Genomic DNA, 18,723 nt, shown 5'->3' with positions numbered 1-18,723 from the left:
GGCGCCCGAGGTCGCCAGGGCCACCCCCGCACCGGGTCGGTCAGGTGTCGATGCGGTTGAGGTCGAGCTCCTGGGCGCCCTTGCTGATGAACTCGCGGCGCGGGGCGACCTCGTTGCCCATGAGCAGGCCGAAGACCTTGGCGGCGTCCTCGGCGTCCTCCACCCGGATGCGGCGCAGCGTGCGGAACCGCGGGTCCATGGTGGTCTCGGCCAGCTGGTCGGCGTCCATCTCGCCCAGACCCTTGTACCGCTGGACCGGCTCCTTCCAGCTCAGGCCCTTCTTCTCCAGCTCCAGCAGCTTCCGCTGCAGTTCGGCGTCGGAGTAGGTGTAGATGTAGCGGTCCTCGGGCTTGGCCCCGCGCTTCTTGCGCACGTTGGTCAGCTCGATCCGGTGCAGCGGGGGCACCGCGGCGAACACCCGTCCGGCCTCCAGCATCGGCCGCATGTACCGGTAGAAGAGGGTCAGCAGCAGGCAGCGGATGTGCGCGCCGTCGACGTCGGCGTCGGCCATGAGGATGACGCGCCCGTAGCGGGCCGCGTCGATGTCGAAGGTCCGCCCCGAACCGGCACCGATGACCTGCAAGATCGCCGCACACTCGGCGTTCTTGAGCATGTCGGCCACCGACGACTTCTGCACGTTGAGGATCTTGCCGCGGATGGGCAGCAGCGCCTGGAACTCCGAGTCGCGGGCGAGCTTCGCCGTGCCCAGGGCGGAGTCGCCCTCGACGATGAACAGCTCGCTGCGGTCCAGCCCCTCGCTGCGGCAGTCGACCAGCTTGGCCGGGAGCGCCGAGCTCTCCAGGGCGTTCTTGCGGCGCTGGGTCTCCCGCTGCTGGCGGGCGGCCAGGCGGGCCTTGGCGGAGTTGACCACCTTCTCCAGCACGGCGCGGGCCTGCTGCTTCTCACCGCGCTTGGTGGAGGTGAGGAAGTGCCGCAGCTCCTTGCCGACCACCGAGGAGACGATCCGGGAGGCCGCGGAGGTGCCCAGGATCTCCTTGGTCTGGCCCTCGAACTGCGGCTCGGGCAGCCGCACCGTGACCACGGCGGTCAGGCCTTCGAGCACGTCCTCCTTGGTGACCGCCTCGTCGTTGGCCTTGAGCAGCTTGGTGGTGCGCAGCTGGTCGTTGATGACCCGCACCAGCGCCCGCTCGAAGCCGGCCATGTGGGTGCCGCCCTTGGGGGTGGCGATGACGTTCACGAACGAGCGCGTGGTGGTGTCGTAGCCGCGTCCCCAGCGCAGCGCGATGTCGACCTCCAGCTGCCGCTCGACGTCGGTGGGGACCATGTGGCCCAGGTCGTCGAGCACCGGCACGGTTTCGGTGAAGTGGCCGGAGCCCTCGAAGCGCAGGACGTCGTTGAGGCCCTCGTCGGGCGCGAGGTAGGTGCAGAACTCGCCGATGCCGCCGTCGAAGCGGAACTCCTCCTCGTAGGCCGACTCCTCCTCGGAGCGCTCGTCGCGCACCGCGATGGTGAGGCCGGGGATGAGGAAGGCGGTCTGCCGGGCGCGGTCGAGGAGGGACTCGCGCGTGATGTCGGCTTCCTTGAGGAAGATCTGCCGGTCGGGCCAGAAGCGGATGCGGGCGCCGGTGACCTTCTTGGCCACCCGGCGCACCTTCTCCAGCTCCAGTCCGGGGGCCGGGGTGAAGTCCGCGTCGGGGCCGGGGGCGTTGAAGCGGCCGGCGACGCCGCGCCCGAAGCTGATGGCGTGGGTGTGGCCCTTGCGGTCGATCTCCACGTCCAGGCGGGCCGAGAGCGCGTTGACCACCGAGGCGCCCACGCCGTGCAGGCCGCCGGACGCGGTGTAGGAGCCGCTGCCGAACTTGCCGCCCGCGTGCAGCTTCGTCATCACCAGTTCGACGCCGGACAGTCCCGATTTGGGCTCGATATCGACCGGAATACCGCGGCCGTCATCGCGCACTTCGACCGATCCGTCGCGGTGCAGGACGACGTCGATGCGGGTGCAGGACCCGGCGAGGGCCTCGTCGACGGAGTTGTCGATGATCTCCCACATGCAGTGGGTCAGACCACGGCTGTCGGTCGAGCCGATGTACATGCCGGGGCGTTTGCGGACCGCCTCCAGCCCCTCCAAGACCGAAAGATGCCGTGCGGAGTAATCCTCAGGTTCATGAACGGCTGCGGTGAGGGCGGTCACGTGGACATCTCCTGCGGTCGAAGGACAGGGGCACGCGCACAGGCTCGCGGCCTCGGGAGTGTGCGCATACACGGGCGGACGAGGGCGGGCGGTCGTAGGCCCAGCTTGGTTCATGGGTGCGACAGGACCGGGCACCCCCTGGCCACTCCCGCGATCCCGGGGCGAAACCACCGAGAGTGACTGCGCGTGCGGCTCACTACCCGCCCGACGGCAGTGAGGCGCGCCGGTTCTCTCACGGTCACACCACGCGCGACATTACCATCTCCGGCCCGCACGGCCCGGCTGCTCCCCTTCCGCCCGATAGCTGGGCGTGTCGTCGGGTACAACTCGAAGGAGAGAACCCCCCAAACCGGGTGAAGCACGCCACACAACCGGCCGATTCCGCTGTCGGCGTACACAGGAGCTGGTTGGGAAGCTCTTCGTCCGGTTAGATGTTGTCCAGAGTGACTAACGCCGAGCATTGAGGAAGGCGAAGTGACTGGAACTCTTGCCCCCACGCAGCCCCTGACCGCTGCAGACCGCTGCGACCGCTGCGGAGCGCAGGCGTACGTCCGAGTGGTTCTCAACTCCGGTGGCGAACTACTGTTCTGCGCGCACCACATGCGCAAGCACGATGATTCGATCAGAAAGATCGCCTCGGAAATCCAGGACGAGACGAGTCGCCTCCACGAGGCACCGGCCACTCCGGCCGAGGACGAGCGTTAAGTCATCTGACGACAGTCGTCCAGCGGCGGCCTCCACCACGGAGGCCGCCGCTGATGTCTTGTCACCGACATGGCGGGCTCTCCTCCCATCCCGCTCCGCCTGACGCTCTGGGCATGGCGCCCGCGTTCCTTCGCCGTCTTCCCCACACCGCGAGACACACGTATATCCTGACTCTCAGCTCGTATATACGCGGCTCTGTCTCGACACCAAGGAGGCGGGATGACGAAGGTTCTGATCGATATCGACGACGATGCCCTGACCGAGGCCACTGAACTCCTGGGCACCAAGACCAAGAAGGACACGGTCAACACGGCTCTGCGTGAGGTCGTACAGCAGATGAGGCGCGCACGGGCCCTCGCTGACATGCGTGAACTCGCTGCCGAGGGAGGATTCGACCTCGACCTGCTCATGGAAAAGCGAAACTACCGCCGGTGAACCAGGCGCAGTACCTCATCGACACCAGCGCTCTGGCCCGGCTCTTTGCCAAGCCCGACAGCCTGATCGAGTGGGATCGCGCGATGCAGGCCGGAGTCATCGCGGTGAGCCCAGTGACAGAGCTGGAGTTCTTGTATAGCGCGCGGTCGAAAGCCGACCGAGAACGTATGGTGCGAGATCTCAACGAGATGCTCGTACCCGCACCCTTCGACGAGCGCCATAATGCGCGCGCATGGCAGGTTCAGGCCCTCCTGACCCAGCACGGCGAGCACCGCAGCGCAGGGGCTGTCGATCTACTCGTGGCCGCATGTGCCGAGGTCGCAGGGTTGACGCTGCTGCACTACGATCAGGACTTCGAAACGATCGCCCGCCGTACCGGCCAACCCACCCGATGGGTCGCCGAACCCGGTTCCCTGTGAGAGAAGCGCATGCTGATCCTGCTGCCCCCGTCCGAAGGCAAGGCGACGGCGGGGGATGGTCCGAAGTTGGACCTGTCCGCGTTGAGTCTGGCCGAGGTGACCGAGGCGCGTGAGACGGTGCTGGATGCGCTGGAGCGGGTGTGTTCGGGTCCGGTGGACGCGGCGCGGGAGGTGTTGGGGCTCTCGGAGCGGCAGGTCGACACCGTCCAGCGGGACCTGGAGGTGCGGATCGCGCCGACACTGCGCGCGGCCGACCTCTACACCGGGGTCCTCTACGACCACCTGCGCCTGCCCGACCTGCTGGCCAGCGGCGCCGCAGCACGCACACAGGCATCGGTGCTGATCTTCTCCGGGCTGTGGGGTGCGGTCGGGGTGACCGACCCGCTGCCGCCCTACCGGTTGTCGATGGGGATCAAGCTGCCGCCGCTGGGCGCGCTCGGGACGTTCTGGAAGTCGCAGCTGAGCGGAGTGCTCGCCGCCCGTGCCGAGGGCCGGCTGATCGTGGACTGCCGTTCGGCGGCCTACGCCACCGCGTTCGTTCCCACGGGTGAGGCCACCGAGAGCGCGGTTTCCGTGCGGGTGCTGCGGGAGACCACGAGCGGGGGCGTGACCAAGCGCTCCGTCGTCAGCCACATGGCCAAGGCCACGCGCGGCGCCATCGCGCACACGCTGCTCGCCGAGGGCGTGGACGCACACACGCCCCGGGAGCTGGCCGATGCCCTCAACGACCTCGGGCACGTCGCCGAGCTCGCCGCGCCCGCGCGCGGGAAGCGCCCGGCCACGCTCGACATCGTCGTTCGCGCGTGAGCTGACCCGCCTCAGGCCAACTTGAGGTCGACCAGGGCCTCGGCGAACTCGCGACGCGCCGACCGCCGGTATCCCCACGGGCTGGTGGCGACGTGGTTGCCCACCTGCCCGAGGTGCCAGCGGGCCGCGTCCTTGGCCTCGGCCTCGAAGAAGCACCAGCCGAAGTGGTGGTGGGCGGCCAGGTCGTCCGGGTGCGGGCCGGGCGCGGCGGTGCACCACTTGGCGGCCGCGGTCCGCAGTTCCGCCACCACCGGCTCGGACCAGTGGTCGACCTGGAACTTCGAGTACTCCCACAGCTGGTCCTGGTCCTCGACGAGGTCGTCATAGACCCCGCGGACGTACTCGAAGTGCGCGAGCGGCAGCAGGTAGGTGACCGGGTGCCCGTTGGGCGCGAGGGCGACGGTCTCGCGGGCGAAGGCGTACATCTCCTCGTGCGACCCGTGCCACTTCGCGCACAGCACCTGCAGGCGGCGCCAGTTCGCGTCGACCAGGAAGCGGGCGCGTTGGGCGACGTTGGCCCAGATCTGGTCCTGCCGCTCGCGGTCGAGCTGCATGCCCATGCCGAAGGCGAGCATCTCGTGCCAGGGCACGGGGTCGTCGGGCCGCAGCTTCGCCGCCTCCAGCAGCGGTTCCTCGGCGGCCCCGAGGCTGGCGAAGAAGAGCTTGAAGCGGTCCTCGCCGACGGTGGCGGCGTATCCGCCGCCGCGGATCTCCCAGGCCTCGCTGATCAGCGTGGAGCCGAGCCAGAGCAGGATGTCGGCGGCGTCCTCGCCCGGCATCCCGTCGGCCAGGAGGTCGTAGACCTCGCCGCTGCGCCCGATCGCGGCGTCGCCGAGGGCACTCACCCGGCGCACGCGCTGTTCGTAGTCGTAGCGGCACTCCCGCAGCAGTGCCAGTCCGGCCTGCAGATAGCCGTCGCCCACCGCTTGCTCGCCTGCGGTCAGCGCCGGGTCCTGCCACAGACCGGTGGTGACGAAGCCCTCCGCGAGCGCCTCGATCTTCGCGTCTTTCTTACGGTTGCCGAACAGTCCCATGGTTCTGCGACATTAGCGGCACACCGGACAACGCAGCGCCTCCGCACCCGGACCACGGGTAACGAAGCGGTCTCGGTCTTTTATCTCAGTCCTACACGGCATCCGACATCATCGTGTCCGTCGGATGAAGGATGTACGGAGCGGCACCCCGGCACAGCGCCCCTCTCGGGCATCGCCACACCCGAGCCGGCGGGCCGCCGGACCAGGCCGCACACGGGCCGGGCCGACCTTCCAAGGTCGCGGGAAGGTCGGCCCGGGAAACACCGCGCGTGTGTGTCGGACGGATTCGACCGGGTCAGTCCAGGTAGTCGCGGAGCACCTGGGAGCGCGACGGGTGTCGAAGTTTCGACATCGTCTTGCTCTCTATCTGGCGGATCCGCTCACGCGTCACGCCGTAGACCTTGCCGATCTCGTCCAGCGTCTTGGGCTGGCCGTCGGTCAGGCCGAAGCGCATGGAGACCACACCAGCCTCGCGCTCGGACAGGGTGTCGAGCACGGAGTGCAGCTGCTCCTGCAGCAGGGTGAAGCTGACGGCCTCACCCGGCTGGATGGCCTCGGAGTCCTCGATGAGGTCACCGAACTCGCTGTCGCCGTCCTCGCCCAGCGGCGTGTGCAGGGAGATGGGCTCGCGGCCGTACTTCTGGACCTCGACGACCTTCTCCGGGGTCATGTCGAGTTCCTTGGCCAGCTCCTCCGGGGTGGGCTCCCGGCCGAGGTCCTGCAGCATCTGCCGCTGGACACGGGCGAGCTTGTTGATGACCTCGACCATGTGCACCGGGATGCGGATGGTGCGGGCCTGGTCGGCCATCGCGCGGGTGATCGCCTGCCGGATCCACCAGGTCGCGTAGGTGGAGAACTTGAAGCCCTTGGTGTAGTCGAACTTCTCGACGGCACGGATCAGGCCGAGGTTGCCCTCCTGGATCAGGTCCAGGAAGAGCATGCCGCGCCCGGTGTAGCGCTTGGCCAGCGAGACCACGAGACGGAGGTTCGCCTCGAGCAGGTGCTTCTTGGCGCGCCCGCCGTCCTCGGCGATCCACTCCAGCTCGTCGAGCAGCTCGGGGGTGAGCGTGTGCCGCTCCTCCGCCAGCTTCTCCTCGGCGAACAGGCCGGCCTCGATGCGCTTGGCGAGCTCGACCTCCTGCTCGGCGTTGAGCAGCGCGACGTTTCCTATCTGCTTCAGGTAGTCCTTGACCGGGTCGGCGGTGGCACCCGCGGCGACGACCTGGGCCGCGGGGGCGTCGTCGTCATCGTCGTAGAGGACGAAGGCTTCGTCCTCGCTCGTGGGGGACACCACCTTCTCCGGGGCGCCGGCCCCCTCGGGGCGGGCGGCGCGCCCGACGGGCTCGGGCTTCTCGGGCCGGTCCTCGACGAGCTCCAGCTCGACGCCGGTGTCCTCGAGGTCATCCGCGATCTCGAGGTCGAGGTCCTGGTCGTCGGTCGCGGCGAGACCGATCTCGTCCTCGGGCTTCTTCTTCGCCTCGCTCGCCTTGGTCTTCTTGGCCGCGGACTTGGCGGTGGTCTTCTTCGCCGCCTTCTTTGCGGGGGCCTCCTCGGCCTGCCCAGCGTCCGCGCGCTTCTTCGGAGCGGGTGTCGCGGACGCGGCGCCGGAGTCGACGACCGCGGTCACGGTGTCGGGCTGCTCCTGCGCCGCCGCGGCGCGCTTGGCCCGGGTCGTCGCGGTGGTGGCCTTCTTGTCGGCAGGCTTGGCCGCGGGCGCCTTGCGCCGCGCGGACTTCCGCCGCGCGGGTGCCGACTCCTCAGCACCGACGACGAGGGTGACGCCCTCCTTGGTCAGGCTGCGGAGCACGGCTTGAGCCTGCGACATCGGGATGTCGGCCTCCTCGAAGGCACGGCGCACGTCCTCGGGCTCAAGGTACCCCTGGGACCGCCCACGCTCGATCAGCTGCTGGATGACAGGCTCTTGCAGCGACTCCGGCTGCTTAGAGCGGGTCGAACTGGCAGGTGACACAAACACCTCTCGAACGGACGTGTGGCGAGATTGCTGGACCCGGCGGCCCGATGAGCCACGAGGGAGAGCGGCGCTCTGACCTCGCTGTTGCCCGGGAACATCCCCGCCTGGACGGGGAAGACTTATTTTCTTCAGCGTATGCGCCCTGTCTAGCGTATGGGCACATCCGCCCAGTAGGATTTTTCTCCGCGATCCGTGCGGATCGAACCCCACCGTCGGGTCCTCGAACCCACCCCCCGCGCGAGCGGGGCTAATGGTTCCTCCACCTTAGGCAAAGTGTCGGACTTCTTCGTACGGTCTGCTTACTCCGGCGTGGCCTCGTTCACCGGAAGATGGACGGCGAGCAGTGTGACGTCGTCGTCCTGCTCATACCCTGCGAGCATGCCTTCAACAAGGTACTCGAGCATGTGCTGTGGATCCCCCACCACCTCCGGCGGCGCCTGCGACGCTACGGCGACTAGATCTTCGATCCCGGTGGCGACGGCCCGCCGCCGGTTCTCAACAAGTCCATCGGAGTAGAGCACCACGGTGTTACCGGGTTCCACGAAAAATTTGTGGTGCCCACGCTCCGAGATCAACCCGAGCGGTGTGTCGGGCTCTCCTTCGAGCAGCCGCGGCGCCCCGTCGGTGGAGACCACCAGGGGCGGCGGATGACCCGCGTTGCTCAGGTCGATCTGCCCGGTCTCCGGGTCGAGGACGAAGTAGACCAGGGTGGTGACCTGGTCCATTCCCTCAGTGGCGTCGAACATTCGGTCGAGTCCGGTGAGCACGTCGGCGGGCTCGGGCATGCTGAACGCGAGCGCACGCAGGGCGTTGCGCACGCGGCTCATCCCGGTGGCCGCCTTGAGCCCCTTGCCCATGACATCGCCGAGGACGCCGGCGACCCGGCCGTCGGGCAGGGGAAAGGCGTCGTACCAGTCGCCGCCCACCTGCACGTGCTGGGTGCCGGAGCTGTAGGACGCCCGCATCCGGATGCCCTTGACCTCGGGGAGGTCCTCGGGCAGCAGGCTCTGCTGCAGCGCCTCGGCGGTGCGGTGCTCGCGCTCGAACAGCTGCGCGCGTTCCAGCGCCAGGGCGCACTGGCCGGCGAGCGCTTCGAGGAAGACCTTCTCCTCGTCGGAGACGTCGCGGCGACTGGTGAAGGCGAAGCGCAGGGCGCCCATCGGCAGCCCGGCGCTGAGGAGGGGCAGGGCGATCCAGGCCTGCTCATCGGTGTGTTCCAGGAAGTCGACGATCTCAGGCGCGTCGTCGAGCAGCGCGCGCAGTTCCAGCGGGCTGCCGACGATGAGGGGACCGCGCTCGCGCACGGCCGCCGCCATCGTGCAGGGGTAGTCCAGAGCGGCGTCGCGCGGCTGGCCGCCGGGGATGTCGGGCAGGTCGTGGGCGGTGGAGCCCAGCAGCCGCAACCGGAGGTGGTCGCGGTCGAGCTCGGCCAGGGTGGTGCGGTCGGCGCCCACGGCCGAGCGGCCGATCTCGGTCATGACCTCGACGACCTGGTCGACGGTCAGCGCCTCGGCCAGGTCGGATGTGGCTTTCTGCAACCGCACCGTGCGCAGCGCGGCCTCGCCCAGCTGCTGGGTGAGGCGCTGGCGCATGTCGTCGGCCTCGCGCTGGACGGTGACGTCGGTGTTGGCGCCGACCCACTCGACGACCTCGCCGCCACGGGTGATCGGCACCGCCCGCGAGCGGTAGTGGCGGGTCTCACCGGACTGGATGCGGATCCGGAAGGTGGCGTCGAAGACCATCCGGTCGGCGATGGCGTCGTCCCAGGCGCGTTCGACGCGCTCCCGGTCGTCGGGGTGGACGGCGTCGAGCCACCCGCGGCCCAGGTAGCGCTCGACCGGCTGGCCCGTGATGGCGCGCCACTCCGGGCAGTCCTCGCTGATGTCCCCATCGGGGGTCGCTGCCCAGACCACCTGGTTGGTGGCGGCGAGCAGGGACCGGTAGCGCTCCTCACTGCGTCGCAACGCCACCTCCGCCTTGTGCCTGTCGCTCAGGTCGACCGCGATCAGCGCCACCCCGTCGATCCCTCCATCCTCGCCGTAGGCCGGGAACCAGGACATCGCCCAGTGCGGCTGGTTGCCGTAGGCATCCACGGCACCGCCGTCCAGGTGGTGGTCGCTGTAGACCACGGTCTCTCCGGCCAGTGCCGCCGTGATCGCGGACTCGTGGGCCGCGACGTCGTCAGGGGACGCACAGACCTCCGCCGGGGTGCGTCCGTGAAGTTCGGCCTCGCCGTGTCCGTAAATCGCGGCCAGGGTCCGATTCACCCGGCGGAAGCGGGCCGACGTGTCGAGAAACGCGAATCCGATGGGGGCTTCCTTGAGCAGCGTGTCGAGCAGTGCCGAATCGGAGGAGCCGAGTCCGGACATGCGTGGGAGAGGGAGGGATGTCTCGGTGCTCAACAATGACACCTCCGGGGTCCGGGTCACCCCCACGGGCGTGGGGCTCGCTCATGCGAGCGCCAAGAGCTTAACGAATTCGGGGGAGGGCGAAGACGGGAGGACGGCCGGCACCACCCCGGCTCCGGCGACCTCGCGACGACGCGTGCTGACGCAACACCAACTCCGCCCCAGCATAGGCCACTACCCTTCCCTCGGCCGATGCTGCGGCGGAAAGTCAACGTCCTTCACAGAAGGTAAATGATACGTCGTCACACTCACGTTCGCTGCCCCAGGCGGGGTTTCGGTCAGCCCATTCTCGGCGAAACGCGAGCTTGAGCTGGAGGAACATGGATATTTACTCAGCGGTCTGGATTTCCCTCTAGGTCCGAAAAAGGTATACACCAATTAAAGGACGCCCTGAGAGGGGTTGACACCCTTCCCCGAACAAGTGAAATGGATGGAGGTCGCCGTCCAGACCACCGCCAGCGAGGGGCGTGAGCAAGGATGCTCCAGACCTATCCCGTCCGTGACCTGCAGCAGGTCGCGGCCCGACTGCACGACGAGTTCAGCGCCCTGTCCCATAGATGCGTCGAACGCTGTGTCAGCGACAGCTGGAAATGCGCGGAGCACCTCGGCTACCAGGTCACACCGAGCCTGGTGGAGGGACTCGCCAGGGAGCACCTGCAAGCCGTGATCAACTCCGAGCCGCCGTCCCGACTGGCCGTCGCCCTACCGGCCCAGCCACATGAAGGCCTGGTGTAGAGCGAGCAGCCGGCACTGACGTGCGGTGACCGTTCGATCTTCTGGGCGCCCCACCGGGGCGCCCCTCTGTGTGCGCAGCTGGGTGCGGGCGGGTTGCTCTGGTCGGGACGGCGTGTGCCATAGGCTTTATCGGGTGTCCGAACCTCGTCTCTCCCCACAGCCGGACCCGGAGCCAGTACCGGAGGCCGTTTTCTCCGAAATGCTGCGAGCGGCGCGCGCCCTCCTCGCGATGCGGCACCCGCTCGACGCCGAGATCGGCGTCAGCGAGATGCTGGGCTCCTGGTGGGGAGCAACCATTCCCGGCACGCCGGGCCCTGACGTCGACCGTCGGCTCGGCGAAGGGCTCGTCGCGCACGCCGCCTCCTCGGGAACCGCAGCGGGGCTCGCCCTGCTGAGCGGAGTCGCGGTGCTGGGGACCTCGCGCCGTCAGCGCGTCCTCGCCAAGAAGGGGATCGTCGAGCTGGGACGCCAGGGCATCGCGCGGCCGCCGTGGGCCAGCGCCCTCGGCGAGGCGCGCCCCGTGGCCGCCTACGTCTCGGGCAGCCGGTTCGGCGACACCGACGATCTCATCCTCACCTTCCGCCATGACTGCGACGCGGATCCAGACGCCTCCTCGGGCGCGGCGGACGAGGCCGGACACGCCCTGATCGCGGTCGTCGATCACAACAGTGGCGGCGTGCTGCGCGACGCCTGGGTGACGACCAAGGTCGAGCGGCTCCTGGAGCACTGCCGCGCCGAGCAGACGGACAACCCCATGGCGACCTTCGACCCGCTCGACCTCGGCCACGCCCGCCTGCTGCTGGAGAACGCGCTGGCCAGGACCGACCAGCGGCTCGCCGACAGCACGGCCACGCATGCCGACCCCGGCACGGCCGCCGAGGCCGCCGGGCTCACCGGCGGGTCCCTGGCGGCGCACCACGCCCTCCTCCGCGCGCGACTGCGGGTCCTTCCCCAGGCGGACGGCGACGCCCTGACCGAACCGGTGTGGCGGCACGACCGCCGCGCGATGCTCGCCGCGCGGTTCCTGGCCTCCGCAGAGGCCGCCGAGCTCTCCGACTCCTATGCGGCGAGCAGATGCGTGGACCACATCATCGACTACGGCTGCGACCGCGACGCCGGACGTCCGCTGCGCGTCAGCCCGCGCAAGGTCGAGGCGTTCCTGCTGACGTGGCTGCCCCGCCGGGTCGTGCTCCTGCCCGCCGAGCAGGAGGCGATGCCCCACGTGCTGGCGGCGTGGATCCGCTGGGCCGGACCCCGGTCGGGGCTGCCCGAGATCGCGGTCGGCGCCACCCTCGACGCGCTGTGGGAGTCGACCGCCCCCTTCACCACCGCCTACCGCGATCCGACCGCGTCGTTCGGGCTCAACCGGGCGGCGATCGCACGGCTGCTGCCCGACCGCGACCTGTCGGCACTCCCCCGCCGCATGTTCGCCTTCCCGCTCCTGGCCAGCGACCTGCTGGACGGGTCGGCGGGCGACTTCGACCCCTCGACCTCGGCCGGACGCCGGGCGCTGCTGCGGCTGGACCACTTCGGGGAATATGACGCCCCGGCGGGGCACCGCGGCAAGCACGGGACGCGCGGCGACGACCACGCCACGCCGGACACCCCGAAGGCGCGCGCCGCCTCCGAAGAGGAGATCGCCGCCCACGAGCACCTGGCCGAACGCCTGTGGAACGGCGAGCCGCCCGCCCTGTGGGCGGCGGCCCAGCGCCTCCTCGACCGCGGCTTCGGCCGCCCGGCCGTGCTGCGGACCCTGCTCGACACCCTCGAGCACGCGGAGGACGACGACGCCCTGACCGCCGCGCTCGACGAGCTGTAGTCGCTGGCGGGCGCATCGGGCGTGTGCCGGGGCCGGGGCTCAGCGCGGTCCGAGGAAGCGGGCGCGCAGGGCGTCGATGGTCTCGGGGCCGATCTTGAGGCCGTCGGCGACATAGCCCTCGAACGAGCCGTAGACGCGGTCGGCCTCGTCGAACGCGGACCGGAGGTACTCCTCGCGGACCTCCACCAGCGGCTGCAGCAGGTCCCGGTTGACGCCGTGGCGCTCGGCCGCCCCGTACATCCACTCGCGTGCCTGGGCCAGGCGGGGGTTGCTGGCGAGGTAGTCGGCGACGATCGCCTCGCGGGGCACGTCCAGCAGGGCCAGCAGCAGGGCGGCGCCCCAGCCGGTGCGGTCCTTGCCCGCGCTGCAGTGGAACACCAGCGGGGCGGGGCCGGTGGCCGCCAAGCGGATCAGCTCGCGGTAGCCCGCCAGAGCGTCATCCCAGCTCACGAGCATCCTGTTGACCTCGTGCACGAACCGCTCGCCGCCGCCGTCGGACAGCAGCTCGGTGGAGCGCTCGGGGTCGGTCAGCATCGCGGCGAGGTCGGCGCCGGTGCTGTGGTCCCCTTGGACGTCGAGGGCCACGTACTCCACGCCCTCGGGGACGCGGTCAGCCGCGGCCTCGCGCTCGAAGGAGCTGCGCAGGTCGACCTGGAGCCGCAGGCCCAGGTGGTTGCCGAGGCCGTGGAGTTCGTCGTCGGTGAGGTTGGACAGGGCGTCGGATCGGTAGACCACGCCGCGGCGGACCACCGACCCGTCGCGCGTCGTGTGTCCGCCGAGGTCACGGAAGTTGGGGGCGGTGGCCGGGAAATGGGCGTCGTTCGTCACGAAAGCGACGATACCGACCGGCGCGCACAGCCCCGTACCCGGGAGCGGGGCAGGTCAGGAGGTGGATGTCTCACCGCGCAGCGCCGCGATCTGGTCGCCCGCCTCCTTGACGTCCTTGACCGTGTCGACGCCGCGCCAGAAGCCGTCGATGCGGTACCCGAACAGCCGCCCCTCCTTGGCCAGCTCCGGGAAGGTGCTGGACTCGTGGTCGCCCTTGACCGGCAGCAGCGGGACAACGGACCGCTCGAAGAGGTAGACGCCCGCGTTGATCCAGAACGGCAGCTGGGGGCTCTGCGTGAAGCCCTCGATCACGCCGTCGTCGGCGACGTCGACGATGCCCCAGGTGGTCTGGAACCGCGCCAGCCCCAGGGTGACCAGCCCGCCCTTCTCCCGGTGGTAGGCGGTGAACTCATCCAGCGGGAACCAGGTGAGGATGTCGCCGTTCAGGGCGAAGAACGGGTCGTCGGAACCGCGCAGGCCGCTCGCCGCGTAGCGCAGACCGCCGCCGCGGCCCAGCGGCTCGTCCTCGACCACCAGGGTGGTCTCGGGCCCGCCGGTACGCCCGTCCAGGTGGTCGCGCAGCACCTCCGCCTTGTATCCGCAGGACACGACGGCGTGCTCGACGCCGTGCCCGGCCAGCCAGTCGAGCTGGTGGTCGATGATCGGCCGTCCGGCGACCTCGACCATGGCCTTGGGGCGGGTATCGGTGTAGGGCCGCAGTCGGGTGGCCTGGCCTCCGGCCAGGATAATGGCCTGGGTGACAGGGGAGGTAAGTCCAGTCATGGAGCGGAGCGTAGCAGTCGCCTGTGCAGGGCGGCGGTCCCGCTCCGGCCGCACTCCGGCCCCGGACACGCCGCGGCGGCGGATCAGCCCTGGGTGAGCTCGGAGTAGGCCTGGCGCAGGTCCGCGCTGGTGATGCGGGTCAGTTCGGCGGCGGTCGCGGCGTCGCCCAGCTCCTCGGCCACCCGCAGGTCGCGGTGGGAGCACGACTTCTCGAACAGGGACCGGGCGAAGCGCCCGTTGCCCAGCTCGTCGATCCAGTCGCCGTCGCACACGTAGCCGAAGATGCGCCGCAGGTCCTCACGCGCCTCGGGGTCGAACGCGTCGCCGGTGCGGGCCGCCACGACATCGGCGATCTCGCTCAGCTCGTCGGCGGTGTAGCTGGGGAAGGCCACCCGCACACTGAAGCGGGAGGACAGCCCGGCGTTGCTGGCCAGGAAGTGGTCCATCTCGGCGGGGTATCCGGCCAGGACGACGACCAACCGGTCCCGGTCGTCCTCGGCCCGCTTGAGCAGCGTCTGGATCGCCTCGGCGCCGAACGCGTCTCCGCCGCTGTAGCCGGGGTTGGCCAGGGCGTAGGCCTCGTCGACGAACAGCACGCCGCCCAGCGCCCGGTCGATGAGCCGGTTGGTCTTGATCGCGGTCGCGCCGAGGTGCTCCCCCACCAGGTCGGAGCGTTGCGCCTCGACGACTTCGGCCCGCCCGAGCAGCCCGAGCGCCGCGAACACGCGGCCGAGGATGCGCGCCACCGAGGTCTTGCCGGTACCGGGCGGGCCGGAGAACACGAAGTGCCGCATCGGCGCCTGGGTGCGCAGGCCCTGCTCCTCGCGGAGCTTGGCCACCTGCAGCTGGGCGACGATCGAGCGCACCTGCCCCTTGACGGGTTCCAGGCCGATCATGCCGTCGAGTTCGGCCAGTGCCTCGGCGATGTCCGGTGTGTCGCCGAAGCCCGGCAGCCGCGCCGTGAGTTCCTCGAAGGCGGTGGCGATGTCGTCGGCGCGCACGGTGACCAGGTCGTCGGGCACCGGTCGGCGCTCACTCGCACCGGATGTCACCACGCGCACGTCCCGGGCCTCGGCCGCCTTCTCCACCAGCGAGCGGACGAAGCGGCCGTTGCCCAGGTCGTCGATGGCCCCCCGCTGCACGACCTGGTCGAACCGGCGGTGCAGGGCCGGGCGGGCTTCCTCCTCGATCCAGTCGCCGCGCTGCTCGAACAGGTGCTCGGAGATCCGCCGCAGCTCTTCGGCGGTGTAGCTGGGGAAGGTGACGCGGGTGGCGAAGCGCGAGGCCAGGCCGGGGTTGGAGGCGAGGAAGCGGTCCATCTCGGCCTCGTATCCGGCGAGGATGACGACGAGCCGGTCCCGGTCGTCCTCGGCCCGCTTGAGCAGCGTCTGCACGGCCTCGTTGCCGAACCGGTCGGGTTGCCCGTCGCCGTCGTTGACCAGTGCGTACGCCTCGTCGATGAACAGCACGCCGCCCAGGGCGCGGTCCACCAGCTCGTTGGTCTTGATCGCGGTCGCGCCGAGGTACTCACCGACCAGGTCGGCCCGCTGTGCCTCGATCACGTGCGGTGTGGGAAGGAGGCCGAAGGAGTGGAAGATCGTCGCCAGGGTGCGGGCCACGCTGGTCTTGCCGGTCCCCGGCGGCCCGGAGAACACCAGGTGGCGCAGGGGCTTGTCGATCGAGTAACCGGCATCGGCGCGCAGCCGGGCCGCCTCGATGGAGGCCGCGATGGCGCGCACCTGCTGCTTGACCGGGTCGAGGCCGATCATGCTCTCCAGCCGGGCCAGGGCCTCGTCGACCGGGATGGGGTCCGGGACATCGCCGTTCTGGGTGGCGCTCCCGCCGCCGGATGTGCCCGCGGTGGCGCGGCGGCGGGTGGTCTCGGGGCCGCCCGGCCCGTTGCCCGGACGGGGTCCGGGCCGGGTGCCCGGGTCCGCGTTCGCGGCCGCGTCGCGGGCCGCATGCCGCTGCGCAGCCGGTATCCGGCGATGGCCCGCCAGCCGAGCGCCGCGCCCGCTGCCGCGGCGCACACGACGACGCCCGCGGCGGGCGCGACGGTATCGGTGAGCAGCCCGGCGAGTGCGACGGCGAGGCCCGCGATCAGCCCGACCAGCAGAGCCAACAGGGTGGTGTGCCAGGCGGGGAAGGCGGTGATGCGGGTGGCCAGGAGCGACACCAGCAGCGTGATGAGCGGGAGGAGCAGCAGGACCGGGGAGTCGGCGACCGGGATCGGGATCTGGAACAGGACGTAGGCGAGGACCAGCCAGACGAGGGAGACCAGCGCCGTGGCGACGGCGTCGGAGGACCGCATCAGCGCGGCGAAGAGGGAGAGTGCCGCGACGGCGATAGTGATCGCGATGAGCACGGGGAACGCGGCGAGGTAGGCGAGTACGGCGGCGGCCGTGACCACCGCCAGGCCTCCGACCAGCCGGGTGCGCAGCGGGTAGCCGTGGTAGGCGGTGCGCAGCCGGGAGAGCGGCGTCTTCTGCTCGGGTCTGTGGGTGATGCGGGTTCGGTCCTCGCGCGCCATCACCTGCTCCTCCCCCTCGCGTCCCGACGTGGGCCTCGCCGCGTCCGCACGGCACCGGCGGCCGCTCACCTTTTCTACAGCCCCGGGACCGTGGCTCGACAAGCCCCGCGACGGCACCCATCTTGGCGGCTGTGCCGCGGATTCCTCAGCCACCATGGCGGCGGAGCGTCGGCGTGTCGCACGCGCGGGTGTTCCGGCCGGGCCTTTTCTACAGCAGTGGTATCTGCGCGTCGCGGTTGGGCCACGGCCGGCGCAGGTGGCGCCACTTGGGCAGCTTGTCCAGGTAGGACCAGCTCATCCGGTGATGCGGGGTGGGGCCGTGCTCGGCAAGCGTGGAGCGGTGGGCGGGCGATGGGTACCCGGCGGCCGTGGCGAACCCGTAGCCGGGGTAGTCCGCGTCGAGGCCGGCCATGTAGGTGTCGCGGTGCACCTTGGCGAGGACGGAGGCGGCGGCGACCGTCACGCAGTCGAGGTCGGCCTGGACCTGGGTCCGCACCGGCCAGGGGGCGCCCAGGTAGTCGTGTTTCCCGTCGAGGATGACGACGTCGGACCGGTCGCGCAGGCCCTCCAGCGCTCGGACGGCGCATCGGCGCAGCGCCTCGGTCATGCCGACCTCGTCGATCTCGGCGGGTTCGGCCGCGCCGAAGGCGTGGTCGACCACCCACGGCCGGAGCAGCTCCGCCATGGCCGTGCGGCGCTTGGGGGTGAGCTTCTTGGAATCGGTCAGGCCCTCGGGGGGCGGCGAACCGTCGGTGACGGCGGCGCAGACCACGACGGGTCCGGCCCAGGCGCCCCGCCCCACCTCGTCGATTCCGGCGACGCGGGTCGCGCCCTGTCCGGCGAGCTCCTGTTCCAGGGCGTAGGTGGGCGTGCGCACGGCACGGGAGGCGGTCGAGGAGGAAGAGGAGGCGGCCACCCGGCCAGCTTAGAGGAGCGGGGCGGCGTCGGCGGACGGCTCGGTCATCTCCTCGATCAGCGGCGCCCCCGCAGATCGCGCCCCAGCGAGTGGCCGACGTTGGCACAGACGACGAGGAACCAGATCAGCATGAGGGGCAGTGCGGCGTTGTAGCCGAAGGCGACGAAGAGCATGAACGAGACGACGATCCCTCCGGCCGTGGAGACCCCGGCCACGGCGAGTGTGCTCCAGGCCCGTCCGACCCACTCGGGAACGGCGTCCCGGTCCCGGGCGGGCGTGGCCGCCGACGGCGGTTGCGCGCCCGAGGCCCCGATACGGGCGTCGATGCGGCGGTCGATCTCCTCCCCGATGCGCTCGACGAGTCCCTCCGCCACCGCGCCGTCGTAGGTCGCGCCGAGGTCGTTGCGGACCGCGACCGCCGAGCGGATCTCCGCGTCGACACGGTCGTCCATGTTTCGCGTGGGCTCACTCATGCACCCACTAACGCGGCCGGGGGCGTGGGCGGTTCTCCACGACCTTCACTATTTCCCGATGTCACCGCGTGTGACGCACAGGCAAGGATGATTACGTTCGGTAGTTTTCGGTTGACCTCAAGACGTCGAAGAGGACGGTCGAAGAGTGAGCCGGAGCACGGATACGGCGCGCGGACCCCTGTACGACCTCACGGTGCTGGCGGTGCGGCTCGCGGTGGGGTGGGTGTTCGCCGAACATGCCTGGCGGACGCGCGACGGCGCTCCCCTCATCACGGCACGGCTCACCGAGCTCGGGCTTCCCGCCGGGGACATCGTGGTGGCGGTCCTGCCCTACGTCGAGCTGCTCTGCGCCCTCGCGTTCGCGGTCGGCCTGGTCACACCGGTGGCCGGGGCGATGCTGGCGACCATCGCGTCGGGTGCGCTGTGGCTGTCGATGACGGCCGCGCCGCACGCGCCCACCCTGCCCGCGGCCTCGCCCGCGCTGCTGGCCACGGCGATGCTGGCCTGTCTTCCACCGGCGCTCTACCCCGGCCGGTGGTCGGTGGACGGAGTGCTGGCGACGCGTTCCGCAACACGGCACGAAATGTCGGGAAATCGGACGAAGCCCACGCTGAAAACCCCCGCCCGGCGGCCCGAAGACGCCCCACCCCTCCCCTATCCTGAGGGGCGGGCCGCGCTTCGGCGGCCGTCTCATACTTGACGCGGCC

Annotated in this window: 17 protein-coding genes; 7 read left to right on the top strand and 10 right to left on the bottom strand. The window is 70.4% G+C overall.

Annotated elements, in window-relative coordinates:
* Positions 1–40: 40 nt before the first annotated feature.
* Entirely contained in the window at positions 41–2,152 is a 2,112-nt protein-coding gene (locus CDO52_RS10340) for a DNA gyrase/topoisomerase IV subunit B (RefSeq protein ID WP_026126265.1), read from the bottom strand.
* A 474-nt stretch (positions 2,153–2,626) separates the two neighbouring features.
* Here CDO52_RS10340 and CDO52_RS10335 point away from each other — a divergent pair, with 474 nt between their 5' ends.
* The 4 genes from CDO52_RS10335 (at position 2,627) to yaaA (ending at position 4,518) form a co-directional block, all read left to right on the top strand.
* Positions 2,627–2,857 carry a DUF7455 domain-containing protein gene (locus CDO52_RS10335; protein ID WP_026126264.1) on the top strand — a complete coding sequence of 77 codons (231 nt, stop codon included), beginning with the start codon at positions 2,627–2,629 and terminating at the stop codon, positions 2,855–2,857.
* A gap of 219 nt (positions 2,858–3,076) precedes the next feature.
* A complete protein-coding gene (locus tag CDO52_RS10330; protein WP_017621087.1) occupies positions 3,077–3,292 on the top strand; it encodes a type II toxin-antitoxin system VapB family antitoxin in 216 nt (71 codons plus the stop codon).
* Positions 3,289–3,711, top strand: a complete 423-nt coding sequence (locus tag CDO52_RS10325) for a PIN domain nuclease (protein ID WP_017621086.1) — start codon at positions 3,289–3,291, stop codon at positions 3,709–3,711. The genes CDO52_RS10330 and CDO52_RS10325 overlap by 4 nt, the downstream gene beginning before the upstream one ends.
* Before the next feature lie 9 nt (positions 3,712–3,720).
* The gene (gene yaaA / locus CDO52_RS10320) at positions 3,721–4,518 is read left to right on the top strand and encodes a peroxide stress protein YaaA (RefSeq protein ID WP_017621085.1); all 798 of its coding nucleotides are present in this window, start codon (positions 3,721–3,723) and stop codon (positions 4,516–4,518) included.
* Between the two features lie 11 nt (positions 4,519–4,529).
* On the opposite strand, the gene CDO52_RS10315 is transcribed toward yaaA, so the two are convergent.
* From CDO52_RS10315 to CDO52_RS10305, 3 genes are all read right to left on the bottom strand, one after another.
* Positions 4,530–5,552 (bottom strand): hypothetical protein, encoded by a 1,023-nt coding sequence (locus CDO52_RS10315; RefSeq protein ID WP_017621084.1) that lies wholly within the window; start codon positions 5,550–5,552, stop codon positions 4,530–4,532.
* Between the two features lie 295 nt (positions 5,553–5,847).
* On the bottom strand, positions 5,848–7,464 hold the full coding sequence (locus tag CDO52_RS10310) for an RNA polymerase sigma factor (protein ID WP_232524492.1): 1,617 nt from the start codon (positions 7,462–7,464) through the stop codon (positions 5,848–5,850).
* A 359-nt stretch (positions 7,465–7,823) separates the two neighbouring features.
* Complete coding sequence (locus CDO52_RS10305; RefSeq protein ID WP_017621082.1) at positions 7,824–9,893, bottom strand: SpoIIE family protein phosphatase; 2,070 nt, start codon at positions 9,891–9,893, stop codon at positions 7,824–7,826.
* A 516-nt stretch (positions 9,894–10,409) separates the two neighbouring features.
* On the opposite strand from CDO52_RS10305, the gene CDO52_RS10300 reads away from it, so the two are divergent.
* Both CDO52_RS10300 and CDO52_RS10295 read left to right on the top strand, forming a co-directional pair.
* Positions 10,410–10,667, top strand: coding sequence for a hypothetical protein (locus tag CDO52_RS10300; protein ID WP_017621081.1), 258 nt, complete (start codon positions 10,410–10,412; stop codon positions 10,665–10,667).
* A 199-nt stretch (positions 10,668–10,866) separates the two neighbouring features.
* Positions 10,867–12,486: a hypothetical protein gene (locus tag CDO52_RS10295; RefSeq protein ID WP_017621080.1), complete on the top strand. Its 1,620-nt coding sequence runs from the start codon at positions 10,867–10,869 to the stop codon at positions 12,484–12,486.
* A 39-nt stretch (positions 12,487–12,525) separates the two neighbouring features.
* On the opposite strand, the gene CDO52_RS10290 is transcribed toward CDO52_RS10295, so the two are convergent.
* From CDO52_RS10290 to CDO52_RS10270, 6 genes are all read right to left on the bottom strand, one after another.
* Positions 12,526–13,314, bottom strand: coding sequence for a tyrosine-protein phosphatase (locus CDO52_RS10290; protein WP_017621079.1), 789 nt, complete (start codon positions 13,312–13,314; stop codon positions 12,526–12,528).
* Between the two features lie 54 nt (positions 13,315–13,368).
* Positions 13,369–14,097, bottom strand: coding sequence for a nucleotidyltransferase family protein (locus CDO52_RS10285; RefSeq protein WP_026126262.1), 729 nt, complete (start codon positions 14,095–14,097; stop codon positions 13,369–13,371).
* 83 nt (positions 14,098–14,180) lie between these two features.
* Positions 14,181–15,866, bottom strand: a complete 1,686-nt coding sequence (locus CDO52_RS10280; protein WP_232524431.1) for an AAA family ATPase — start codon at positions 15,864–15,866, stop codon at positions 14,181–14,183.
* Positions 15,863–16,627 (bottom strand): hypothetical protein, encoded by a 765-nt coding sequence (locus tag CDO52_RS28665; protein WP_232524430.1) that lies wholly within the window; start codon positions 16,625–16,627, stop codon positions 15,863–15,865. Before CDO52_RS28665 ends, CDO52_RS10280 begins: the two co-directional genes overlap by 4 nt.
* Positions 16,628–16,835: 208 nt before the next feature.
* On the bottom strand, positions 16,836–17,543 hold the full coding sequence (locus CDO52_RS10275) for a ribonuclease HII (RefSeq protein ID WP_017621077.1): 708 nt from the start codon (positions 17,541–17,543) through the stop codon (positions 16,836–16,838).
* 56 nt (positions 17,544–17,599) lie between these two features.
* Complete coding sequence (locus tag CDO52_RS10270) at positions 17,600–18,016, bottom strand: hypothetical protein (RefSeq protein ID WP_152471847.1); 417 nt, start codon at positions 18,014–18,016, stop codon at positions 17,600–17,602.
* A gap of 145 nt (positions 18,017–18,161) precedes the next feature.
* Here CDO52_RS10270 and CDO52_RS10265 point away from each other — a divergent pair, with 145 nt between their 5' ends.
* Positions 18,162–18,716: a DoxX family protein gene (locus tag CDO52_RS10265; protein WP_017621075.1), complete on the top strand. Its 555-nt coding sequence runs from the start codon at positions 18,162–18,164 to the stop codon at positions 18,714–18,716.
* The last annotated feature ends 7 nt before the right edge of the window (positions 18,717–18,723 follow it).

It is taken from the genome of Nocardiopsis gilva YIM 90087, assembly GCF_002263495.1.
GTDB classification, from domain to species: domain Bacteria; phylum Actinomycetota; class Actinomycetes; order Streptosporangiales; family Streptosporangiaceae; genus Nocardiopsis_C; species Nocardiopsis_C gilva.
The sequence above is the reverse complement of the archived record's forward strand: the minus strand, read 5'-3'. Positions and strand labels throughout refer to the sequence as shown.

What these genes read in the sequence shown, in the direction of transcription:
- CDO52_RS10270 (WP_152471847.1), bottom strand. Translation starts at nt 18,016, where the DNA reads ATGAGTGAGCCCACGCGAAACATGGACGACCGTGTCGACGCGGAGATC.
- CDO52_RS10285 (WP_026126262.1), bottom strand. Translation starts at nt 14,097, where the DNA reads ATGACTGGACTTACCTCCCCTGTCACCCAGGCCATTATCCTGGCCGGA.
- CDO52_RS10295 (WP_017621080.1), top strand. Translation starts at nt 10,867, where the DNA reads ATGCTGCGAGCGGCGCGCGCCCTCCTCGCGATGCGGCACCCGCTCGAC.
- CDO52_RS10305 (WP_017621082.1), bottom strand. Translation starts at nt 9,893, where the DNA reads ATGTCCGGACTCGGCTCCTCCGATTCGGCACTGCTCGACACGCTGCTC.
- CDO52_RS10280 (WP_232524431.1), bottom strand. Translation starts at nt 15,866, where the DNA reads ATGATCGGCCTCGACCCGGTCAAGCAGCAGGTGCGCGCCATCGCGGCC.
- CDO52_RS10330 (WP_017621087.1), top strand. Translation starts at nt 3,077, where the DNA reads ATGACGAAGGTTCTGATCGATATCGACGACGATGCCCTGACCGAGGCC.
- CDO52_RS10300 (WP_017621081.1), top strand. Translation starts at nt 10,410, where the DNA reads ATGCTCCAGACCTATCCCGTCCGTGACCTGCAGCAGGTCGCGGCCCGA.
- CDO52_RS28665 (WP_232524430.1), bottom strand. Translation starts at nt 16,627, where the DNA reads ATGGCGCGCGAGGACCGAACCCGCATCACCCACAGACCCGAGCAGAAG.
- yaaA (WP_017621085.1), top strand. Translation starts at nt 3,721, where the DNA reads ATGCTGATCCTGCTGCCCCCGTCCGAAGGCAAGGCGACGGCGGGGGAT.
- CDO52_RS10315 (WP_017621084.1), bottom strand. Translation starts at nt 5,552, where the DNA reads ATGGGACTGTTCGGCAACCGTAAGAAAGACGCGAAGATCGAGGCGCTC.